The organism is Faecalicatena faecalis, assembly GCF_012524165.2.
GTDB classification, from domain to species: Bacteria; Bacillota; Clostridia; order Lachnospirales; family Lachnospiraceae; genus Faecalicatena_A; species Faecalicatena_A faecalis.
This window is the reverse complement of the sequence record NZ_JABACJ020000004.1, coordinates 24,635-48,195: the sequence shown is the minus strand read 5'-3', so window position 1 is coordinate 48,195 and position 23,561 is coordinate 24,635. Positions and strand designations below refer to the sequence as shown.

General features: G+C 43.8%; 21 protein-coding genes. 2 read left to right on the top strand and 19 right to left on the bottom strand.

Annotation, left to right across the window (positions count from 1 at the left end; translation table 11 throughout):
- Positions 1-169: 169 nt before the first annotated feature.
- From HGO97_RS06105 to hrcA, 6 genes are all read right to left on the bottom strand, one after another.
- On the bottom strand, positions 170-2,254 hold the full coding sequence (locus HGO97_RS06105) for a BglG family transcription antiterminator (protein WP_216240344.1): 2,085 nt from the start codon (positions 2,252-2,254) through the stop codon (positions 170-172).
- A gap of 18 nt (positions 2,255-2,272) precedes the next feature.
- The gene (locus HGO97_RS06100) at positions 2,273-2,899 is read right to left on the bottom strand and encodes an HAD family hydrolase (RefSeq protein ID WP_216240342.1); all 627 of its coding nucleotides are present in this window, start codon (positions 2,897-2,899) and stop codon (positions 2,273-2,275) included.
- Between the two features lie 235 nt (positions 2,900-3,134).
- Positions 3,135-4,334, bottom strand: coding sequence for a molecular chaperone DnaJ (dnaJ, locus tag HGO97_RS06095; RefSeq protein WP_216240340.1), 1,200 nt, complete (start codon positions 4,332-4,334; stop codon positions 3,135-3,137).
- A gap of 133 nt (positions 4,335-4,467) precedes the next feature.
- Positions 4,468-6,336 (bottom strand): molecular chaperone DnaK, encoded by a 1,869-nt coding sequence (dnaK, locus tag HGO97_RS06090; RefSeq protein WP_216240338.1) that lies wholly within the window; start codon positions 6,334-6,336, stop codon positions 4,468-4,470.
- A gap of 30 nt (positions 6,337-6,366) precedes the next feature.
- On the bottom strand, positions 6,367-7,062 hold the full coding sequence (grpE, locus tag HGO97_RS06085) for a nucleotide exchange factor GrpE (protein ID WP_216240592.1): 696 nt from the start codon (positions 7,060-7,062) through the stop codon (positions 6,367-6,369).
- Positions 7,063-7,089: 27 nt separating this feature from the next.
- The gene (gene hrcA, locus HGO97_RS06080) at positions 7,090-8,139 is read right to left on the bottom strand and encodes a heat-inducible transcriptional repressor HrcA (RefSeq protein WP_216240336.1); all 1,050 of its coding nucleotides are present in this window, start codon (positions 8,137-8,139) and stop codon (positions 7,090-7,092) included.
- 325 nt (positions 8,140-8,464) lie between these two features.
- Here hrcA and HGO97_RS06075 point away from each other — a divergent pair, with 325 nt between their 5' ends.
- Together HGO97_RS06075 and HGO97_RS06070 are read left to right on the top strand one after the other, a co-directional pair.
- A complete protein-coding gene (locus HGO97_RS06075) occupies positions 8,465-9,010 on the top strand; it encodes a chromate transporter (protein WP_216240334.1) in 546 nt (181 codons plus the stop codon).
- Positions 9,007-9,561 carry a chromate transporter gene (locus tag HGO97_RS06070; RefSeq protein ID WP_216240331.1) on the top strand — a complete coding sequence of 185 codons (555 nt, stop codon included), beginning with the start codon at positions 9,007-9,009 and terminating at the stop codon, positions 9,559-9,561. Before HGO97_RS06075 ends, HGO97_RS06070 begins: the two co-directional genes overlap by 4 nt.
- A gap of 137 nt (positions 9,562-9,698) precedes the next feature.
- On the opposite strand, the gene hemW is transcribed toward HGO97_RS06070, so the two are convergent.
- The 13 genes from hemW to argB all read right to left on the bottom strand — a co-directional run bounded on the left by hemW (position 9,699) and on the right by argB (position 23,506).
- Entirely contained in the window at positions 9,699-10,859 is a 1,161-nt protein-coding gene (hemW, locus tag HGO97_RS06065; RefSeq protein WP_216240591.1) for a radical SAM family heme chaperone HemW, read from the bottom strand.
- Between the two features lie 10 nt (positions 10,860-10,869).
- On the bottom strand, positions 10,870-12,684 hold the full coding sequence (lepA, locus tag HGO97_RS06060) for a translation elongation factor 4 (RefSeq protein ID WP_216240329.1): 1,815 nt from the start codon (positions 12,682-12,684) through the stop codon (positions 10,870-10,872).
- 127 nt (positions 12,685-12,811) lie between these two features.
- Entirely contained in the window at positions 12,812-13,801 is a 990-nt protein-coding gene (holA, locus tag HGO97_RS06055; protein ID WP_216240328.1) for a DNA polymerase III subunit delta, read from the bottom strand.
- 27 nt (positions 13,802-13,828) lie between these two features.
- Positions 13,829-14,176: a type II toxin-antitoxin system HicB family antitoxin gene (locus HGO97_RS06050; RefSeq protein ID WP_216240326.1), complete on the bottom strand. Its 348-nt coding sequence runs from the start codon at positions 14,174-14,176 to the stop codon at positions 13,829-13,831.
- On the bottom strand, positions 14,173-14,430 hold the full coding sequence (locus HGO97_RS06045) for a type II toxin-antitoxin system HicA family toxin (RefSeq protein WP_216240324.1): 258 nt from the start codon (positions 14,428-14,430) through the stop codon (positions 14,173-14,175). Before HGO97_RS06045 ends, HGO97_RS06050 begins: the two co-directional genes overlap by 4 nt.
- Before the next feature lie 59 nt (positions 14,431-14,489).
- Complete coding sequence (locus tag HGO97_RS06040; protein WP_216240323.1) at positions 14,490-16,970, bottom strand: DNA internalization-related competence protein ComEC/Rec2; 2,481 nt, start codon at positions 16,968-16,970, stop codon at positions 14,490-14,492.
- Positions 16,967-17,905, bottom strand: a complete 939-nt coding sequence (locus HGO97_RS06035) for a GerMN domain-containing protein (protein WP_216240321.1) — start codon at positions 17,903-17,905, stop codon at positions 16,967-16,969. The genes HGO97_RS06040 and HGO97_RS06035 overlap by 4 nt, the downstream gene beginning before the upstream one ends.
- A 16-nt stretch (positions 17,906-17,921) precedes the next feature.
- Entirely contained in the window at positions 17,922-19,394 is a 1,473-nt protein-coding gene (locus HGO97_RS06030; protein ID WP_216240319.1) for a sensor histidine kinase, read from the bottom strand.
- Positions 19,351-20,040 (bottom strand): response regulator transcription factor, encoded by a 690-nt coding sequence (locus HGO97_RS06025; protein WP_216240316.1) that lies wholly within the window; start codon positions 20,038-20,040, stop codon positions 19,351-19,353. The genes HGO97_RS06030 and HGO97_RS06025 overlap by 44 nt, the downstream gene beginning before the upstream one ends.
- A 25-nt stretch (positions 20,041-20,065) precedes the next feature.
- Positions 20,066-20,755, bottom strand: coding sequence for a ComEA family DNA-binding protein (locus HGO97_RS06020; RefSeq protein WP_216240315.1), 690 nt, complete (start codon positions 20,753-20,755; stop codon positions 20,066-20,068).
- A 168-nt stretch (positions 20,756-20,923) separates the two neighbouring features.
- Positions 20,924-21,355, bottom strand: coding sequence for a DMT family transporter (locus tag HGO97_RS06015; RefSeq protein WP_216240313.1), 432 nt, complete (start codon positions 21,353-21,355; stop codon positions 20,924-20,926).
- Between the two features lie 77 nt (positions 21,356-21,432).
- Positions 21,433-22,617: an aspartate aminotransferase family protein gene (locus HGO97_RS06010; protein ID WP_216240590.1), complete on the bottom strand. Its 1,185-nt coding sequence runs from the start codon at positions 22,615-22,617 to the stop codon at positions 21,433-21,435.
- The gene (argB, locus tag HGO97_RS06005) at positions 22,607-23,506 is read right to left on the bottom strand and encodes an acetylglutamate kinase (protein WP_216240311.1); all 900 of its coding nucleotides are present in this window, start codon (positions 23,504-23,506) and stop codon (positions 22,607-22,609) included. The genes HGO97_RS06010 and argB overlap by 11 nt, the downstream gene beginning before the upstream one ends.
- Positions 23,507-23,561: the final 55 nt, after the last annotated feature.

Genomic DNA, 23,561 nt, shown 5'->3' with positions numbered 1-23,561 from the left:
TTCCTCCTCGTAACTATTAAGATTGATATTCAGCTGATTTCTCTTTCTTTAACTATATCCTAACATGAGATTACCTTGAAAAACAGTCAAAGGTATTTCCCATTTTTTGCAAAAAAATAGAACGGTTGATTCTCTTTCCTGATTTACGAAAAAAAATCAACCATTCCTTTTACTCCACGACTTCATATTCGAATCGTTCAATTAGAAGAGCTGCTTCTTCGGACGTTTTACACTCATGGAGCTGTTTCTTGAAAGCCTCTGTCTTAAGCATATTGACCAGATTAAAAAAAGCTTTCAGATGTGTCTTATGATCGACAGCGCTCAAACAGCATACGAACTCTACTGGATCAAGTTCCTCGTCTCCAAATGTTACCGGATTCTTCAGGCGGATCAAATTCATTCCAACCTTAATGCTTCCCTGTTCCAACCCTTCGTGTGGAACTGCAAAACCTTTGGAAATCACAATATACGGTCCGTTTTCTTCAATATTTGCTATCATTGCATCTATATACCGTTCTTCGATATATCCACACTGCAGCAGTTTCTCTGCTGACTTGCTGACCGCCTGCCGCCAATCCTCACACTCTATATCTAACTGAATATGTGATGCCGGGAGCAAATGGTGCAAATACGGTGCAAATATTTCTGCTTCTGTTTCAATAGGCTGCCTAAAGTATTCTCTCACAACCTTTTTCAATTTCTTCATCAGTCCATCCGCATTTTCCGGTACGGTATTATAAATAACCGGAGCTATTTTTTCAATCAGACCTTTTGCTGTTATCTCTTTATTTTCTATTCGTGACGGAAGATTCCTGCTATTCCTCAGTGCATCAATTTTATTTCCAACTCGGATATAATCTTCATCGCTAAGCAATGGTGATACAGTCACATAATCTAATTTACACTCTTTCAGAGGAACTGTTGATATAATAAAATCCGCTGCCTGCGCAGGTAGATTTGCAGCCTCATGAGAAGATATGATATCCACGATTTGAAAATTAAAGTGCTTCTTTAACCGTTCCAACAGCAGCCTGGATGTCCCAATCCCTCCATGGCAGGCAACGATCACATGAAAGGCAACTTCTTTATTTTTCTTCCGTTCAATAGCTGCACATACATGAACTGCAATATATCCAATTTCTATCTCCTGAATTTCCCTGTTTACATATTGCCGGATAATATAAATCATCTTATGTACAGCAGCTACAATCTCATGATTTTCTTCTAATACTTCGTCAATAACAGGATTTTCCGGGTATGTAGGCGGATTAAGTGTAAAAACGGATTCCAAATGGTTCGAAAGATTCTCAAAAAAGTCATAATCACTATTTAAGTTGATTCCTAATTCCTCAGAAATATGCTCAATAAATTGTCTCGTAATCATCTGAATTTTTATGGCATTTTTGTTAAATGATTTTTGTTTGATGTATTTTGCCATAGCCAGTATTTCACTTAAAAACTGAACTTCGTCTTCTGTTGAATTAATCTGACAATACTGGGATATATATTTAAGAATATCCCTGGCCATCGAATACTTGCTATTTTCACTCTTCTTTCTGACCTCAATATATTCTCCCTGTCGATTACGGTTGGTCATAATCCCCAGATAAAGTAATACTTTTGCAAAAGAATCATCTGTCAGAAAGCTTTTGTGGAAATGCTCCTGCTCGGATAAAATCTTCTGTATGATAATCCGGTTTCCAGCTTGAACACTAATGTGTCTGGAAACCATGTCCTGATGAGACTGATCTGCTGAAAAACTCGACAGCCTCATCAAAAACAGTCTTTTATCACTTTCCTTTCCATCCACACGCAGTCCTTTGTTCGGATGCGACACAACTTCCAGATTCCCTTGTTTCACAAATGCTTTGATTGCATCCAGGTCATTAATAATAGTCGCTCTGCTGACAAAGAGATTTTCTGCAATTGAAGAAAGTGTAATGAACTCTGATGAACTGACTAATAATGCTGCCGCAATCCTTTTTCGTTCTTCCTTTGACAACTTATATTCATAAAAACTCTTTTCTGCGATAAAAGGAAGAAGTTCCTTAAATGAATCTTCTCTTACGATCTCTCCGCCTTTTTCCAGTACAAGTTCCGGCAATTCGTGTTCTTGCAACATCTCATTTACTGTATTCAAATCATTCCGTATTGTTCTATGAGAGACCTGAAACTCCTCAGCTAAATGACTTATTGTAACACCCTTCTCTGATTTACATAATTCCTGTATTATAGAAATCGTTCTTTGGTTCATCTCTTCACCTCATTTATCTTACAACAGCTTATGAACTGCACTTAAAATCTCATGTGGTGTTTTTACAATAATGTCCGCCTCTTTTATTTCCTCTGGTGCATATCCATAAGCACATCCTATAACTGGTATTTGATTTTTCCTCGCAGCTTTTATATCATACATGCGGTCTCCCACCATACAAATGCAGTCTGGTTTCAGTTTCTGAATAAGACTACCCAGAATTTCGCTTTTATCATTCCCCATTTCAAGAGAACCAAACTCATCGAAATATTCCCAGACACCTATAGCGTTCAAGACCATCCAAATGTGCTCTTTAAAAGCATTCGAGCAGATTGCCAAATTAAATCCTTCTTCTTTTAGTTTTTCCAATACCGTTTTGATTCCTTCAAAGGTCCCTGACTTTTCTTTCATCAGTGCAAATTCGTATTCTCTAATATCTGTTCTCCATTCTTCCAACTCTTCCTGTTCCAGACTTCCGAATAGCCGTTCAACAATAGACATCGGACTCATTCCAATACAGGAAATTATTTCCTCTCTTGTCACTTTTCTTCCGCGCTTTTCTAATGCCTTCTGATATGCCTCTACTGCATAGAGATCTGTCTGGTTCAAGGTACCATCTACATCAAATACAACATATTTTATCATAGCTTTTTACCATCCAATATTTTTTATTATACCAATCATATCACATGCACAGGACAAATAAAAAGAATAATTTACTTCTAAAAACCTGAATCAAATTATACTGTTAAGCAAAAAAACATTCACAAATAACCTTATTCCGTAAGTTTCTTTTTTAATCATCCCCAAAAACAGAAAAAGGAACGCTCATCCATAGCGTTCCTTCCTCCATAACTATTCTTCATTTTTCTAAACTCATCTACTCGTCAAAGGCTTCTTTCATTTTATCCATGAACCCTTTTTTCTTCCCTTTTCCGGCTTTCCCTCCGCCGCTGTTTGCACTTACATCCTGATTCAATGAGTTCCCAGCCAGTCTGTCGAACTCACGCAATGCTTCTTTTGCCTCCGGGCTTAACTTCTCCGGTGTCTGGATCACCAGTGTTACATAGTGGTCCCCGCGTACCTGGGAATTTCTAAGGGACGGCACACCTTTTCCTTTCAGGCGCACTTTTGTATCTGTCTTTGTTCCTGCTTTCACAGTATAGATGACATCTCCATCCACAGTCGGAATTCTCACATCACCGCCCAGTGCCGCCTGTGCAAACGTAATCGGTACAGTTGAGAAGATATGCATATCCTGTCTCTGAAAAATAGGATGTCTGGATACATTTACTTCTACCAGTAAGTCTCCTCTTGGTCCGCCGTTCACTCCCGGCTCGCCCTTTTCGCGGATTCTTACACTCTGGCCATTGTCGATACCTGCCGGGATAGATACCTGGATTCGCTTCTTGCTTGAAGTATATCCTGTACCGGAGCAGGATGGACATTTCTCTTTGATAACTTTTCCTGAGCCGCCGCAGTTCGGACAAGTCTGAACATTCTGTACGGTTCCGAAGAAGGACTGTGAGGTATAAACCACCTGTCCTTTACCACCACACTTCGGACAGGTCTCCGGGGATGTTCCCGGCTTTGCTCCTGTTCCGTTACATGCGGTACATGGGTCTTTTAAAACGACCTCCATCTCTTTTTCGCATCCAAAGACTGCCTCTTCGAATGTAATTCTAATACTCTTGCGTATATTCGCGCCCTTCATCGGACCATTATTCGCACGGCCGCCTCTTCTTCCGCCTCCGCCGAATAAATCTCCGAAAATATCTCCAAATATATCACTGAAATCAGCACCGCTGAAGTCAAACCCGCCGAAGCCACCTGCTCCACCGGCCCCACCTTCAAATGCTGCGTGTCCAAACTGGTCATACTGGCGGCGTTTTTCAGGGTCGCTAAGTACTGCATACGCTTCTGATGCCTCTTTGAACTTCTTCTCAGCCTCGGCATCGCCCGGATTCATATCCGGATGGTACTTTTTCGCCAATGCACGGTATGCTTTTTTGATTGCTGCATCGTCAGCATCCCTGCCTACGCCAAGCACCTCGTAATAATCTCTTTTTGACTCTGCCATAACACTCTACCCTTTCATCTGTCTGCTTATGATTTGGTACAAAGAAATTCTACGAAACCGCTTTTCGCGGCCTCGTAGAATCCTTTTTTATGAATGCACCGCTTATGTTTACTGGCACATCCTGACGGACATCTTAGACTTCTTTGTAATCTCCGTCTACTACGTCATCACCTGTGAAACCTTCCGGTGCCGGACCTGCCTCAGGTGTTGGTCCTGCCTGCGGGCCTGCTCCAGCCGCACCAGCCTGCTCATACATCTTTGTAAAGAGCTTCTGAGCGCTTTCCATCAGTTTATCTTTTGCTGCTTTGATCTCAGCGACCTGAGCTTCTGTAGTCTCTTCCGGAGCTGATTTTGCAAGGATATCTTTCAATGCCTGGCAGTCAGCCTCTACTGCTGCTTTATCTGTAGCATCCAACTTGTCGCCAACCTCTTTGATTGCCTTCTCTGTCTGGAATACCATAGCGTCTGCTTCATTTCTTGTATCGATTGCTTCTTTACGTTTCTTGTCCTGAGCCTCGAATTCAGCAGCTTCTTTTACAGCCTTGTTGATGTCGTCATCAGACATGTTGGAACCTGCTGTAATTGTGATGTGCTGCTCTTTTCCTGTTCCAAGGTCTTTTGCGGAAACATTAACGATACCGTTCGCATCAATATCGAATGTTACTTCAATCTGTGGGATTCCACGTGGAGCCGGCGGAATTCCATCCAGTCTGAACTGTCCGAGGGACTTGTTGTCTCTTGCGAATTGTCTCTCACCCTGTACAACGTTGATATCAACGGCTGTCTGATTGTCTGCTGCTGTTGAGAAGATCTGGCTCTTCTTGGTCGGGATTGTTGTATTTCTCTCGATCAGTCTTGTAGCAACACCGCCCATTGTCTCGATAGACAGTGACAGCGGAGTAACATCCAGAAGAAGGATGTCGCCTGCGCCTGCATCTCCTGCTAATTTACCACCCTGTACGGAAGCACCAAGTGCTACACACTCGTCTGGGTTCAGGGATTTACTTGGTTCTTTTCCTGTCAGGCGTTTTACTTCTTCCTGAACAGCCGGGATACGTGTAGATCCACCTACTAACAGTACCTGGCCTAATTCAGATGCAGAGATTCCTGCGTCAGAAAGTGCACGTCTAACTGGTTCTGCTGTCTTTTCAACCAGATCATGAGTTAATTCGTCAAATTTAGCTCTTGTCAGGTTCATATCAAAATGCTTCGGTCCCTCAGCTGTTGCTGTGATGAACGGAAGGTTGATGTTTGTTGTTGTTGCAGAAGAAAGCTCTTTTTTCGCTTTTTCAGCTGCTTCTTTTAATCTCTGAAGAGCCATCTTGTCTGTAGACAGATCAACGCCTTCTTTTGCCTTGAAGTCTGCTAACATGTAGTCTGTGATCTTCTGGTCGAAGTCATCTCCACCAAGTCTGTTGTTACCTGCTGTTGATAATACTTCGATAACTCCGTCACCGATTTCGATGATAGATACGTCGAATGTACCACCACCTAAGTCGTAAACCATGATCTTCTGCTCTTTTTCGTTATCCAGTCCATAAGCCAGAGCTGCTGCTGTAGGCTCGTTGATGATACGTTTTACATCCAGGCCTGCGATCTTACCAGCATCTTTTGTAGCCTGACGCTGAGCATCGTTGAAGTATGCAGGAACTGTGATAACTGCTTCTGTAACTTTTTCTCCAAGGTATCCTTCTGCATCAGCTTTCAGCTTCTGAAGAATCATTGCTGAAATCTCCTGCGGAGAATACTTCTTGTCGTCGATTGTTACTTTATAATCAGATCCCATCTCTCTTTTAATAGAAGAGATTGTCTTGTCTGCGTTTGTTACTGCCTGACGCTTTGCAGGCTCACCTACCAGACGCTCGCCTGTCTTTGTAAATGCTACAACTGACGGAGTTGTTCTCGCGCCTTCTGTATTCGCGATAACTGCTGGCTGTCCACCTTCCATAACTGCTACGCAGCTATTTGTTGTACCTAAGTCAATACCAATAATTTTGCCCATGATCTTTTCCTCCTGAATTATTCTCTAAAATTAATTTGCAACTTTTACCATACTATGTCTTACTACACTGTCGCGGTATGTGTAGCCCTTCTGGAACTCCTCAGCTACGATGTTCTCTCCGAATGCTTCATCTTCGATATGCATCACTGCATTATGGAAATCCGGATTAAACTCATTGCCAACTGCCTCGATTGGCTTGACGCCAATCTCTTCCAGTGTAGTCATAAGCTGTTTATAAATCTTCTCCATTCCTTCCGCGAAAGGATTGGACTGATCTTCCTCTGGCACAGCTGCCAGGCCGCGTTCAAAATTATCAACGACCGGAAGAATCTTTTCTATGATATCTTTCGCTCCAACCTCGTACATCTGGGATTTCTCCTTTTCTGTACGCTTGCGAAAGTTATCAAACTCTGCCATCTGACGAGTGAGCCGGTCAGTCAGCTCTTCAATCTTCTCGTCCTTTTTGTCTTTCTTATTCTTTCTGCCAAACAGCTTTTTTTCTTTTCCCGACTTTACATCCTCTGCTGCCTCAACCTCTTCCGCAGCATCCTCAGTTGTCTCTTCTTCTGCTTCCTCTGCAGATTCTTCTAAAGTCTCCTTAGCTTCATCGGCATCTTCTGTCTGTTCCTTGGCATCCTCAGCGTTCTTAAGCGCTTCTTCTGCTTCCTTCGCCGCCTTTGCCTTAGCCTCTTCTACGGCTTCTTTTACCATATCTTCTTTGCTCATATTCTCTTCCACCAGCTATCCACCTTCCTATTCTTTTGGGTCTTTGTAATAAATTGCATCCAACTCGTTCTGCAGAGTCTTCAGCGACTTCATGACATGTTCGTAATCCATACGCTTGGGACCTATGATACCGATCGTACCCTTCATGCCCTCGCCCAATTCGTAGGTTGCTGTCACAACGCTGCAGTCTTTCATGGTCTTCACTGGTGCTTCGTCTCCGATGTAAACCTGAATTCCATGATTATCTTCACTGGCAAGTGTCTCTGTGACGAGCTCCGCCAGTTGCTGCTTCTCTTCGAATGCACTGATGATCTCCTGAGCGCTTTCCTTATCACTCAGCTCTGGATATTTAAAAATATTAGTGGTACCGCTTGTATAGATCTCCATGTCATCATTCACATGTATGATCTCGGCCACCGCATCCAGAACATCACTGATCACCTGGCTGTGAATGCCTGCCTGCTCTTTCAATTTTGCGATCAGCCCCAGGTTGATCTCTTCGATTGACATTCCATTCAATGTCGTGTTGAGAAGCATATTCAATTTAAATAAATGTTCATTACTTAAGGCTTCACTGACTTCAATAATCTTATTCTTGATGACGTTACCATTCATCACGATCACTGCTACGATCTGTTCCTCATCTACCTGGGAAAGCTGGATGAACTTTAACCGATTCCTGCTGTTGACCGGCGCGGAAATCATCGTCGCGTAGTTCGTATTCGCTGCCAGTACTCTGGCTGCCTGCTTTAGAACCTTGTCGACCTCGTCCGTCTTCTCAAGCATCGTATTGCGGAGTTCTATGATTTCCTGCTCCTTCTCTTCCATCAGCATATCGACGTAGAGCCGATATCCTTTATCAGAAGGAATACGTCCGGCAGATGTATGCGGCTGAAAAATGTAACCCAAATCCTCCAGGTCTGCCATCTCATTACGGATCGTTGCTGAACTTAAATTCAAGTCCGTGTATTTGGAAAGTGTTCGTGAACCAACCGGCTCTCCCGTCTCCAGATAATTCTGAATGATAGCTTTAAGAATAACCATCTTTCTCTCACTCAGTTCTGTGATTCCTGCCATAGGCTCCTCCTTTCCCTCGCAGAGTAGTTATTTTCTGCTTATTAGCACTCCTTAGTTTTGAGTGCTAACACCTTACGTATATTAAGATAGCACTGGGAAATCCTTTTGTCAACACTCTTTATATATTTTTTATACTTTAAATTTTTAATAAGCGAACTTGTAAAGCGAATAGATCGAACGCTTAGCAGAAGTCAGGAGCATGACTGGGAAAGGTGTGTCGATTATTGCTTTATATATCTTTATATAAATGTGTTGAAAAATGCATTATAATATAATAAGGATAAATTGATATCAAAATTTTTCAAACTAGAATCGGGAGGATTTTATGAAGAAGCTTTGGGAATTGTATTCTACTTTTTTTCGAATTGGAGGACTTACGTTTGGGGGTGGGATGGCTATGCTGCCTATGCTGAAACGGGAGGTCGTTATTAAGAAGAAATGGGTCACGGACGAGGAGGTCTTGGATATTTATGCGATTGGACAGTGTACACCGGGGATTATCGCGGTGAATACTTCTACTTATATTGGGTATCAACAGGCAGGAATTGGCGGTGCGGTCTGCGGGACTCTGGGGATGGTGAGTCCCTCTGTCATCATTATCTGTCTAATTGCCAGTATTTTAAATCAGTTCATGGGAGAACCAACTGTACTTCATGCCTTAGCCGGAATTCGGGTTGCTGTCTGTGCTTTGATGCTTGGAACGGTTATAACGCTGGCTAGAGCTGGCATTAAGGACAAGCTAGGTCTTATTTTGTTTCTTGCCGGATTTCTGCTGGCTACTTTCTCACCTATTCCTACAATTATCTTAGTGATATGTGCCGCTGGGGTCGGGATTTTTGTAAATGTCCGAAGGGAGAAGAACAGAAAATGATTTATCTGACTTTATTTATAGAATTTTTTAAAATCGGTCTTTTTTCCATCGGAGGCGGAATGGCCACGGTTCCTTTCCTCATGGAATTGACAACAAAATATACCTGGTTTTCTACAGAAGAACTGGCAAATATGATCGCGATCAGTGAGAGTACGCCTGGACCGATTGGAATTAATATGGCAACCTTTGCCGGGTTCCATACAGCAGGTATCCCTGGAGCCTTGACTGCTACTTTTGCACTGGTCAGCCCTGCCCTTGTCATTATAATTATAATTGCAAAATTCATGGCTAATTTCAGTGATAATAAATATGTAAAGTCCGCCTTCTATGGAATTCGGCCTATGATTGCAGCATTGATAGGGTTCGCAGTCTGGCAGATCGTAGGGATTACTTTTGCAGATACCTCTAATGGGACGATTACCCTGCACTATTCGGCCGTTATCATAGGACTTATTATATTTATCTTAACGCAGATAAAACCACTGAAAAAAATCCATCCAATCATTTGGATCATAGTCGGAGCTGCATCGGGAATCTTCTTTCAGTTATAGCACATTTTGGGGTTCCCAGACACAGGGGATATTTAGTGGCCGCTCCGCGTCTTCCTCAATGAGGGCATTTTGTAAAAAACATAAGGGAGAAATCCCGTTCTATCATCGGACTTCCCCCTTATATTTTTCTATTTCTCTTATAAATCTGGATCTAAAAAATCTACAAAAACAGCATTGCTCACATCAATACCATGTTCTGTTAATCGGATTCTGTCTCCCTCGATCTCGAGCAGCCCCTCCCGGCACAACTTTTCTATCTGTTTTCCATAGACATCCAAGACAGGCCTTCCAAAAATCTCCCTGAACCTTTGAGAGGATACACCACTTGTCTCTCTTAACCCAAGAAACATGAACTCTTCTGCCTCATTTGCTATGGTCAGCTCTTCCATATCTTCTCTGAGATCTTCACCTTTTTCTATCTTTTCTATATAGGTCCTGTAATCCGCAGTATTATGGAACCTTTTTCTGCCAAGCAAAGAAGAGGCTCCTAGTCCAATGCCGAGATAATTCTTTCGCTCCCAGTATCCGAGATTATGACGGCAGGCATAACCTGCTTTTGCATAATTAGAAATTTCATATCTTTGATAGCCATATTGAGCCAGCAGTTTCGCAGTCAGTTCATAAATCTCCCTCTCCGTATCTTCATCAGGAAGCTGCGGCTGGGATACCACTCCCCTTACATACCGCTCATAAAAAGGGGTTCCTTCTTCTAAAATCAGGCTATATGCGGATAGATGCTCCGGGTTCAGCTCTGCTGTTTTACGAAGTGTCTCTGTCCAACTTGCCACAGTCTGTCCCGGAATCGCTGAAATCAAATCAATATTTATATTATCAAAGCCCTCTTTTCGAGCCATATAATATGTCTCAAGGAACTGATTCCAGGTGTGAATCCTGCCGAGCATTCTCAATTCCTCGTCATTTGCTGACTGCAGGCCGATGCTCAAACGATTGATTCCTGCCCTTTTCCAGGCCTGCAGCTTATTCCCGGTAACAGTTCCGGGATTGACTTCTATCGTTATTTCAGCGTGTTCTGAAATCACAAAGCTTTGTCTCAGCGCAGTAAGGATCGCCTCGATTTGATTTCCCTCTAATATAGAAGGAGTCCCTCCGCCGAGAAAAATTGTAGATATCTGATATCGATCATAAAAAGCCTCTTTATAACCCTGTATCTCCTTTATGATTGTATACACGTACTCCTGACGTGTCCTTTGATCTGCCGGAGCTGACAGGAAATCACAGTATGCACATTTCCTGACGCAAAATGGGATATGCAGGTATAATTCCAGTTCTTCTTTCATCATCTCACTTCTACTTATCATCCAGTTTCAGCACGCTCATAAAGGCCTTCTGTGGAATCTCTACGTTGCCGACCTGGCGCATACGCTTCTTTCCTTCCTTTTGCTTTTCCAGAAGCTTTCTCTTACGGGAAATATCACCGCCATAGCATTTTGCGAGCACGTCCTTTCGCATCGCTTTCACAGTCTCACGCGCTATGATCTTACTTCCGACAGCCGCCTGAATCGGAATTTCAAAGAGCTGACGCGGAATCTCTTCTTTCAGCTTTTCACACATCTTTCTTCCACGCTCATATGCCGTACCACTGTGGACGATAAAGGAAAGTGCATCGACCTCCTCTTTATTGATCAGGATGTCCAGTTTCACAAGATCAGAACGCACATATCCCAGCATCTCATAATCAAAGGAGGCATATCCTCTGGAACGTGATTTCAATGCATCAAAGAAATCATAAATAATCTCATTCAATGGCAGATGATAATGCAGCACAGCACGTGTTGCTTCTATATATTCCATTCCCTGATATTCTCCACGGCGCTCCTGGCACAGATCCATGATCGCTCCGATAAACTCGGAGGTCACCATGATCTCCGCTTTTACAACCGGTTCTTCCATGTATTCAATTTCTGCAGGGTCAGGCAGATTCGTCGGGTTCGTCAGCTCAATTACATCTCCGTTCGTTTTGTGTACCTTATAGATAACACTGGGCGCCGTAGTTACCAGATCCAAATTATATTCTCTTTCCAGACGCTCCTGAATGATTTCCAGATGAAGAAGTCCCAGAAAACCGCACCGGAATCCAAAACCTAATGCAACAGAGGTCTCTGCCTCGAACTGGAGCGCAGCGTCATTGAGCTGCAGCTTTTCCAATGCGTCCCGCAGGTCAGGATATTTCGCGCCATCCGCCGGATACATACCGCAGTAGACCATCGGATTAACCTTCTTATACCCAGGAAGGGGTTCTGCACATGGATTCTCCGCATTCGTCACAGTATCACCCACACGGGTATCTTTTACATTTTTTAGGCTGGCGGTGATATAACCTACCATACCAGCACTTAACTCCTCGCATGGGATGAACTGTCCGGCCCCAAAATATCCGACTTCTACGACATCAGCCGTCGCTTTCGTCGCCATCATACGGATAGGGGTTCCCTTTTTCACTGTCCCCTCCTTGATCCGGCAGAAAACGATGACACCTTTATAAGAATCATAGACAGAATCGAAAATCAAAGCCTGCAGCGGTGCGGAGGCATCCCCGCCGGGAGCCGGTATCTTTTCCACAATCTGCTCCAGGACCTCCTCGACATTCAGGCCTGTCTTCGCGGAAATCAATGGTGCATCCTCTGCATCGACTCCGATCACATCCTCAATCTCTTCTTTTACTCTCTCTGGTTCTGCACTCGGCAGATCTATTTTGTTGATGACCGGCATGACATCCAGGTCATGATCCAATGCCAGATAAACATTCGCCAGCGTCTGTGCCTCCACGCCTTGTGCCGCATCTACGACCAGAATAGCTCCATCACATGCTGCAAGACTTCTGGATACCTCATAGTTAAAATCCACGTGTCCTGGTGTATCAATCAGGTTGAAGATATACTCCTCCCCGTTCTTTGCTTTGTATACAGTGCGGACCGTCTGCGCCTTAATGGTGATACCACGTTCCCGCTCCAGTTCCATATTATCCAGGACCTGCGACTGCATCTCTCTGCTCGTGAGAAGTCCGGTCATCTCGATGATACGGTCTGCCAGAGTAGATTTGCCGTGGTCGATATGCGCAATGATACAAAAATTTCGTATTTTACTCTGATCTATTCCTGACAATTTACATTCCTCCAATATATTCCTATCTAAATGAACATTGTTATCCTATCACGCCAATTCCCCGCTTGGCAACTCTTTCTTGAAAAAAGGCGGAAAAAAGTACCTTTGCTGTATTCTCTTTGAGTATTTAACGCTCAGATTTGGATGAATATTTTACGATAAAAAGCTCGACTGCAAGTGTATCTGTCAACCGCCCAGTCTTCACCCGCTCCTCTATCTCTGCGCTGTCCTCCATAATTGCCAAAAGTTCACTGCTTTTGAACTGCTTTGCCTGGTCCATATACTTCCCGGCTGCAAATGGATGAAGTCCTGCCTTGGATGCAACCTCTTTCCTGCCGTAGCCCTTTTTTATCAGATCCTTTACTTGATGGAGGATTCTGTACTGCCTGGTCATAAGGTATAGAATACGCATAGGCGGTTCTTTTAATGCTAAAAGCTCGTAGTACAGATCCAGAGCCCTCTCCTGCCTCTTATCAGCTACCGCATTGACCATGTCAAAGATATGATTGGAAATCTGGGTAACACAGACCGCATCGACATCCTGCGGCATGATACTGTCCTTTTCCAGCGTATAACAGAACAGCTTTTCCAGCTCCTTTTGTATATTCTCCATATCCGTGCCCACCTTATTTAAAAGGTATGTGACTGTAGACTCTGAAATCTGTTTATTCTCTTTGCGTACCTGACCGAGTATCCATTTCTTTAATGTTGTTTCGTCCTGAAATGGAAGTTCCACGATATGTCCCTTTGCCTTTACTGCCTTATAGAGCTTGCTGCGCTTATCCACCTCATTCTCTATAAAAATAAAATATGTGGTATCTGGCATTTCTTTGATATAATCAGCCAAATCTGCTCCGGCACTTTTAAAGAACCCGGTATTCTCAAATACGATCAGACGCCGCTCTGCAAAAAACGGCAGCGTCTCCGCAAGATCGATGACCTCCCGGACATCTACGCCTTTCCCTTCATAATAGGCATAGTTCATTGTATCCCCGTCCGGAAGCATCGCTTTGATAAATCGGTTCTTATACTGCTTCTTCAAATAATTTTCTTCACCAAAGAGAAGATAAATCTGCTTAAATTGTCCTGTTTTTAAATCTTCATTCAAACTTTTCATAATATGACTATTATATAAGAAACTTCTCTATTTTGCAAAATATTTTCCGGTATAAAATGAAATTGCTTTTTCTACTAATGCATTCAACGAGAGCCCTTCATTAGCTGCGCATAAAGCTGCCTTTTTATGAAGTTCCGGTGTAATACGAATGTTAAAGCTTCCTTTATAATTTTTTTCCGGTGTAATATGTCTTGCTTCACAGTCTGCCAGATATTCCTCCACCATTTCCTGAAAGGATGCCTTTAATTCCTGGACACTATTCCCTTCAAATGTCACAAGCCCATTAATTCCAAGTACCTTTCCATGAAAACATTCGTCCTCATCTGAATACTCCACAGTACCATAATAATCCTTATATTTCATGCAATTACTCATTTCAATTCCTCCTTGTCTAGTATTTCTATTAGTTCCCTTAAAATATATTTCTTTACAATATTTCCCGGATGGGGTCTATGAAAATACATCCGCATTCCTGAAACCTTATTATAGAACTTAACTGATGAACCACTCGTTTTACCTGACTTCACCTCCTCAAATCCATAATATTCTAAAAGCTGCTTCATCTCTTCATATGTAAAATCGCTGGGAATTGCATATAAACGCTTTATCAACTTATCCTTTTTACTCATTTGTTCTCCTTTATCTTAAATCATTTTTCCGTTAATTGCAACCGCTATTTAGTTGCATTCTATTTATATTTCTTATCCATATAGCTCTTGATCTCAGCCTCTTCTCCATCCGTTACCAGCGTTACTGCTCCCCGCTCCTGCGTCCCATAAATCTCACTTCCAATTTCGTTCAATTTTTGAATGGTTTCTTCATGCGGATGTCCATACCGATTGCCGATTCCTGAGGATATCCAGGCACATTTCGGCACAGTCTGACTTAGAAATTCCTCTGAGTTAGAGTTTTTCGAACCGTGATGTGCAACTTTTAGCACGTCATACAGTTTCAGTTCCCCGCTTTTTACAAGCAGCGACTCTCCCTCGCCCTCCACATCTCCTGTAAAAAGCATCTGAAATTTGTGAAAGGAAACTTCAAGTACCATGGAAGCAGCGTTTCCCGGTTCTCCCTGATAAGCTGCAAATGGACCTTTACACATCATGTGAAACTCTTCCTCTCCTAATTTGTCCCCCTCGCCCATCACCAGAACCTTGGTCCCACATTGTACCGCCTTCTTAGCCAGGCCCTTTAGTGTATCATCCTGCACTGTTACCGGCGGAAGAACCAGATTATGGATTCGGATTCCGAACTGCTGATTCTCTAGCATTTCTTCTATCCCATTCATATGGTCAGCATCACCATGGGAAATAAAAACATAATTCAAAGATCTTACCCCCTGGGATTTCAGATAGGGTTCTATCCGATATTTTCCCACCGATGATACATCGCTGCTCCCACCATCAATAAAATAATTTGTTCCATTAGAACCTCTCAGATAGAATCCGTCCCCCTGCCCCACATCCAGCATAGTTATAGTAAGTTTTCCCGGACACTGATAACGCAAAAAACATGAAATCCCCAGGAACAGGCAGAGACTTGACATGGTACAACTTCCCAAGACTCGTTTAAGACCTGCCTTCAACATCATGCCTTTTTCTTCTGCTATTTCTTCCCTCTCTCTCATGCGTAAACTGATTGCACAGAATCCCACCAGTACAAGATAATAACAGATGATCCATCCTTTTCCCGGCTGTCCTGTCACGATCCTGCTCATGGGCAGAGACATGCTCATCTGGCAGGCTTTTTCATACAGGACCAGAATCCACTTACACACTTTAAGTACCATCCCTCCAAGACCAGGAATAAAAATCATGAACAAGGAACCTGCTGCGCCAGCTCCAAGCAGCAATGACATAAGCGGAATGACCAGTAGATTCAGCAGGATAGAATACAGCGGAAATTCGAAATAGAAATAAAGCATAATCGGCAGTAAAGTTAGGTTCACTGCCAAACTGGCGCAGATACTTTCCATCCAGGCCTTCCTTTTCTCACTTTGTACTTTGTCCTGCTTATTCTTTCTCTTTAGCCCCTTTTTGTGCCCTCTCTTTTCTTCTGTCCTTCCTACCTGCTCCACTTCCCGTTTTCCTCCTTGAAGAAACCAATACTGCAGACAAGGATTCACCCCCACGATTCCCAGCAGTGCCCCAAAGGACAACAGAAAGCCCGCATCCATCAAATAAAGCGGCTGCCACGCCGCAAGCACTCCTGCTGCCAAGGCAAGACTGGTTGGCACATCATAATCTCTGCCTGTAATATCCGCTCCCATTCTGACGAAAAACATGACAAATGCCCGGATACTCGAGACCCCACAGCCAATCATCAGGGTATAAGCTAACAAAAAACAGATTCCCATGCCGCCGGCCGCTCCAAAGCTGAGCCCTATTTTCCGCAGAATCTGATATAATCCAATCCCTAAAAAAGACATATGTAATCCCGATATGGCCAAAATATGGCCGATTCCGCTTTTTTGATATAAATCCTTTAATTCACTGTCTAGTTCACTTTTCTCCCCCAGGAGAATTGCACTCATACTGTTCCCATAATAAGTTCCTAAGCTTGAGATCAGCATCTCTTTCCAGCCTGCGCGCAGTACCGCCAGATTTTCCCGCAGATGATATACCCGGTCCTCTTTTATTTCCACCTGATCTGCCCATACAGAGGCGTGTATTCCCTGTTTCTGATAATAGAACTTCTGGTCAAAATTTCCTGGATTTCTGGCCCCCTGAAAGGTCTTTGCCTCACCTGATATCTTGATCTTATTTCCTATTTCTATTACATCCGTATTCTCTGATGCTATGTTATTTTTTATTTTTACTTGATTTTTTACTTTTACTTGATTTTCTGTTTCGACATAAACAAGAATTTTAGATTCCTGATAGATCCGATTGTTCAGAAGGACTTGATTGTCCTTGAGATATAAAACTTTATAATCCGGCTTTTCCTCTCTCCGATAGACAGTGCCAGCAAGCGTCACCTGGCTGCTCTTTCCCGCCTTTTGTCCTGATTCCTTCCCTGCTGCCGGCCCTTTCTTCTCATCCGAAGCCTGCTCCAGTGCTATTTCCAGACTGCCGGGTCTCAAATCGGGTGCGATATGAAATCCAGCAGTCAGAATCGCCTGGATACAAAGGTAGAGGACAGCCGCCGTACATAACGGCCTTTTTATCATTCTTCCTCCGCATTTTCCACCCACTCCATATCACGCTGGAGCGGCTTTGTCAAATCGACTGTTTCCATATAAGTTACATTTGTCTCTCCATTGATCGATATCTGGACTTTGCTTGCTGTCGTCCCTTCTATCAGGGAATTGACCAGAGAATAGATCGTGATCTCCGGCCTGACATCCACACCACCAGTCAAGAACTCGCTGTCAAAGTTCACATAGCAGATACCATCCTTGATGGTGACGCCCAGGATACTCACTTTCGGGTTCTGAGTCGCTTTCGCCGTATCTTTTCTCGGCCCCCTCATCAGCTTTTCTACAATCAGCTTTTCCTTTGACATATTGCTGCTGTAGCGGACATTCATCTCCTGTCCGACCAGTTTATCCCCTGTTTCATTTGCAAAATAAAGCATCAGGGTTCCCGTCTGATAGGAGCTCAGCGCAGAATCCGTATTCTGTACAAAATCATCTTCATTTAAAAAACCGACCAGCTTTCCATTCTCATCATGCAGATCCTCCCCGTCCACCGTCAGCCACAGGGCACTGATTCCCTCCACCTTCACGACAGACTGCACGATTGCGGCTCTGACAAGCTTCTCTTCCAGAGGAGGTATCTCGCTGTATGCCTCATTAAAATCAAGATACAGAACCGCTCCCTCTAACCTGCTCGCCTGCACCTTTACATCCTTTGGAATAGGAGGCGTATACTCGATGTCCTCCGCCGGCTTCTTTAATTCTTTGATTATTGCAAGGGCCTGCTTTAGCGGGTCCTTTTCCTCGAACTCATAAGAAATCTTTACCAGACCGGTCCTGTCCGAATTCAGACAGTAAATATAGGAGTCTCCCCGCTTCACATCCGTCCGTTTTGCACAGGCAGAAAGGAGCAGGGCAAAAACTGACAGGCAGATCACCATGGAGATGACCCTTTTACTTTTCCTCATCTTTTCAGACCTCCTTTTAAGCTACATAAGTCAGAGGAATTCTGACTGTAAAGGTCGTACCTTCCCCCTCGCTGCTGTACACCTTGATAGACCCGCGATGTACGATCACCGCATTTCTGGCAATTGCAAGGCCCAGTCCTGTACCACCCATTTCGCGGGAGTGAGACTTGTCCACCCGGTAAAAACGCTCAAAGATATTGGCCTGATCTTCCTCTGGAATACCGATTCCAGAATCCGCCACCTTCACATAGAAATATTTATGATCTGCATTTAATGACACATGCACCCATCCATCCTTGTGATTGTATTTAATTGCATTTTCAACCAGATTAGAAAATGCAAGTGTCAGCTTTACTTCATCGATCTCCGCACTTACGGGCCTAAAACTCTCCAGGACCACCTCTACATTTTTCATCTCTGCGATCGGCTTTAACCGTTTTAAAATCAGTTCCAGCAGTTCATTGATATTTATCGTCTTAATATTTAGATCCTTTGCTGTCTTATCCATCTTGACCAGCGATAAGAGGTCCGTAATAATATCATTTTCCCGGTCAATCTCTTTTGCAATATCCCCCATGAACTCCTGATACAGTTCAATCGGTACATTATCCTGAGCCAGCAGGGAATCCGCAAGCACCTTCATAGAGGTGAGCGGTGTCTTCAATTCATGTGAGACATTCGATACGAACTCTTCCCTAGATTTGTCCAACTGTTTGAGGCGTCCAAGCATCTTATTGAATGCCTCGGAAAGCAGTCTTGTCTCTGTAAATGTATTGACATGCAGTACTTCATCATCATATCCTTCTGAGACATCTTCAATCGATTCCGTAATCTTTTTCAACGGCTTGACGATACGATCCGCGATAAAAAAGCTGATGACAAGCATCAGAATGATGACGATTCCAACGATCATTCCGCCCTTTGTCTTAAGAATATTGATATTATCCACAATAGAATCTGTAGACACACTGGCAAGCATGACGCCCGCTATCCTTCCAGTCTCCCCCTCCATGATCGGTGAGGTCACTGCTATGTAGCGGTTCTGCTTGTCATAATAATTCGTACTTTTGCCCTGCATACAGCGTACAACATCCTCTGATACGATGGTCTTACCTTCATCCAAAGAATACGTATCCTTCACTACCTGCAGGTTCTTGTCGATAATCATGACCCTGCCGTTATATATATTCGTTAACTGAGTTAAACTTGCATTGATCACTTCGGAAGACATATCCGACAGATAATTATAACTGTTGAGCTGATTACTTAGAATAGTACACTGATTCTGTATCTCTGCGGTCCTCACTGACACTGCTCTTGATTCATATGCTTTGATAATTCCATTATATGCGGCAAAGCACGGTATAATGGACACTAAAAGCAGCAGCAGAATGATACAGAACCGCAGACTCTTTAAGAACTTTCCGTTAAATCTGAAATGAAAATTACCCTTGGAAATAATAACCAACTCCCCACTTTGTATGTACATATTTTGGCTCGCTCGGATTAATCTCGATCTTCTCACGAAGACGTCTGATATGTACATCCACTGTTCTCGCATCTCCTGGATAATCATAACCCCAGATGAGATTCAGCAGGTTCTCCCTGCTATATACTTTATTCGGATTCATGGCCAGAAGCTCCAGCACATCGAATTCCTTGGCCGTCAGGTTGATCTCCCGCTCACCGATGAACACTCTGCGGCTCTCACAGTCGATCCGCATATTTCCTTTTACGATCATCGTGCTGCTTACAGGTTCCTCACGCTTCGCTGTCCTTCTCATGATAGCCTTGATACGGGCCTTTACCTCCAGGATATTAAATGGCTTCGTGATGTAATCATCCGCACCATACTCCAGCCCCAGAATCTTATCCATGTCCTCACTCTTGGCTGTCAGCATAACGATCGGCATATCAGAAAATTCCCGAATCTGCTGGCAGACCTGAAATCCATCCAGTTTCGGCAGCATGACGTCAAGAAGGACCAGGTCATACTCACAGTTCTTCGCATATTCTAAAGCTTCCTCGCCGTCATAGGCACAGTCAACCTCCATGCCGTCCTGCTCCAGACTAAAACGAATCCCTTTTACTATTAATTTTTCGTCGTCAACTACTAAGATTTTCTTCTTGCCCATACTCCTCTTTCCCTTAACTTTTACTTTATGATGTCGCTGTTATCTTGTCTTCTATCTTATGAAATACTCCCTCTTTGATGCCCTCTACGTTCATCAAATCTTCAATGGTCCCAAAAGGACCATTGGATTCCCGGTAGGAAATGATGCTGTCCGCCTTTGCATCTCCTATACCGGGCAGGGTCTTTAACGCCTCTTTATCAGCCGTATTAATATTTATCTTTCCCTCGTCTTTTGCATCCGTTCCTGTCACCTGCGGCAATTCACCGCTATCTACAATCCCTTGTTCCAGCTCTTCCTTGGTAGGAATACAAATGCGCTCCCCATCCGTTACCATCCTGGCCTGGTTCAAGGCCTCTGCCGCGGCGTCATCCCTCACACCGCCCGCCGATGAAATCGCTTCATATACCCTTGCATCGCTGGCTAATTCATATACTCCCGGAGTCTTCACGGCACCACATACATAGACAAACACGGTACTGCCGGCTCTTTTGTCCTCTTCGGCCGCTTTTCCCTCTGCAGTACGTTTCCCTTGGGCAGCTTTTTCCTTCCCTGAATCTTCTGCCTGCGTCTTTGTCTCTGCTGTATCTGTACCAGACACCCCTAACTCCAACTCGGTCAAATCCTCTGCTTTTTCCTTCGCACATCCTGATATGAACGCTGCAATAAGCAGGATACACAAAATATTACAGATTCCTTTTACTCTTCTGTCCTTCATAATTTCCTCCCGTTTTGAACCATACGCTTGGAAATCCCCTCTTGCCGGACATTAATATTGTAACGAATTCCAGATTAAATTACAATACATATTTTTACGATTTTGTTACGTGATTATTACAAGCCGCATAAAAATCACATCGCAGTACCTTTTTTATGCATAGATCCTCTATTCCCACTGAAAGATTGCAATCCCAATCAAGGCCAACGCCAGACCGCCTACTTTTCTCCAGTCGAGCGGCGCCTTATCCACGCCAAAAATTCCCATCAATTCAATGACATATGCCACGATCAGCTGGGCAATAACAATCAACAGTGCCGCCTTCGCAGGGCCTAATGCAGACATGCTCTTGATCACGGTCCAGGTGATTCCCGCACCAATCACGCCTCCCAAAAGCATATATTTCGGTTCCACCTTGGCGATCGTTGAAATGCTGTCCCTGCCAGTCACGAACCAAGCAATCGCACAGACCACAAATGCAGAAAGCTGTACCCATACATTTCCGACCCACATTCCCGTGGTCTTTGTGACCTGCGTGTTAAATACTCCCTGTACACTCATCAATGCTCCTGAGAGCAGTGCAATAAAAAAACCAATCATCTTTCCCATACCTCCTGCAGTTTTCATTCTGCGTGTTTCTAGTAGTATGTCCCAATGACTGGTTTTTATAAGTATTTTTATTTTGCCAGGGCGTGTTTCAGACGCTTAATCATCTCATCCACATGTTTCTCTTCCATGATGAGCGGGGGCAAAAGCCGAATGACATTTCCCTGAGCCTGGATGACCAACAGACCTTCCGCAATTGCCTTTTGGATGATCTCACCCACAGGAATGTTGAATTCCACTCCCTGCATCAGGCCTGTTCCTTTTCTCCTTACAGCACAGTCCAGTTCCTTTACAAGCTCTTCCAGCCGCTGTTCCAGATATGGAGCCACCTGGTTCACATGGTCTACGATATGGTCATGCTCAAAAATCTCGATTACCTTCTTGACCGCGGTACAGGACAGCGGATTTCCACCATAGGTCGCACCATGATCACCTGCCCGCAGGGAATATCGTGCCACTTCCTCTGTCATTGCAAATGCACCAACAGGAATCCCATTCCCAATCGCCTTTGCCATTGTGATGATATCCGGCTTCACACCAAACCCCTGCCATGCAAAATAATTTCCGGTACGTCCCATCCCGCACTGAACCTCATCACAGATCATCAGAATATCATTTTCATCGCAGATTTTTCGAATTCCTTCCATAAAATCCTGGGAAGCCAGATTGATTCCGCCCTCTCCCTGAAGAGGTTCCAGAATGATCGCGCAGGTCTTATCGCTCACAAGAGCCTTCACGCTGTCCAGATCATTGAACTTCGCAAAGTGCACTCCCGGCACGACCGGCTCAAAGGGTTCTCTGTAGGAATCATGTCCGGTCACAGACACAGAGCCAAAGCTTCTGCCGTGGAACGAATTCTCCATAGCAATATACTCATAGCGCCCATTCTGCTTTGTATAAGCATATCTTCTGGCCGCCTTTAGAGCTCCTTCATTCGCTTCGCTTCCACTATTTGTAAAGAAGATACGGTCCATCCCGCAGATTCGGTTCAATTCTTTGGCTGCCTCTCCGCAGTTCTCGTGATAATAAAGATTGGAAATATGGCAGATTTTATCGATCTGCTCTTTTAAAGCATCATTTAACTCCTGATTATGATACCCCAGTCCGGTCACTCCGATACCTGCAGCAAAGTCCAGATATTTTTTTCCTTCCGTATCATATACATACATGCCTTCCCCGCGCTCTATCGCAATCGGAAAACGGTTGTATACATGCAGCAGGTTCTCTTCTGCTGCCTTTATCTTACTATTCACCATGATAATACCTGCTTTCCTCCCCATTCAAAATTGCGGTCCCGATTCCTTTATTCGTAAAGATCTCCAACAATAGACAATGCGGAATCCTTCCATCCAGTATATGCACCCTTGAAACACCACTTTCAATAGCATCGATGCAATTCTGCAGCTTCGGCAGCATTCCACCGCCAATATACCCTTCCTTCATCAGCTTCTGTGCTTCTTCTACCCAGAGTTCAGAAATCAGTGTCTTAGGATCATCCGGGTCCTTATATACGCCTTCAATATCTGTCAAGAATGCCAGCTTTTCCGCTTTTACGGCACGTGCAATCGCACAGGCAGCATCATCTGCATTGATATTGTATGTATTGAATTCATCATCCATTCCGACCGGACACACGATTGGAAGAAAGTCCTTTTCCAGAAGATCATATAAGATATCAGCATTGACTTCTTTGACTTCTCCTACAAATCCGATGTCTTCCCCATTCGAATACTTTTTGTCAACCTTTAAGAGTCCGCCATCCTTGCCGCTGATTCCAATTGCACGTACACCCAGCTCCTCTACGAGCTGTACCAGGCTCTTATTTACCTTGCCCAGCACCATCTCTGCGACCTCCATTGTATCCGCATCTGTGACACGCAGGCCGTTGATGAAATGTGGTTCCATCCCTACCTTGTTTACCCATCGGCTGATTTCCTTCCCGCCTCCATGTACAATGATCGGTTTGAAGCCGACCAGCTTGAGCAGTGTGACATCCTCGATCACCTGCTTCTTTAATTCCTCATCGATCATAGCACTTCCACCGTATTTTACTACGATGATCTTGCGGTTAAAACGCTGGATATATGGAAGTGCTTCAATCAAGACCTGTGCCTTATCCAGATATTGCTGCATATTGTCGTTCATAAGATTCTCCCTCCTGACTCTCTTTCCAGTCCTGCAAACGAATACTATCTATTCC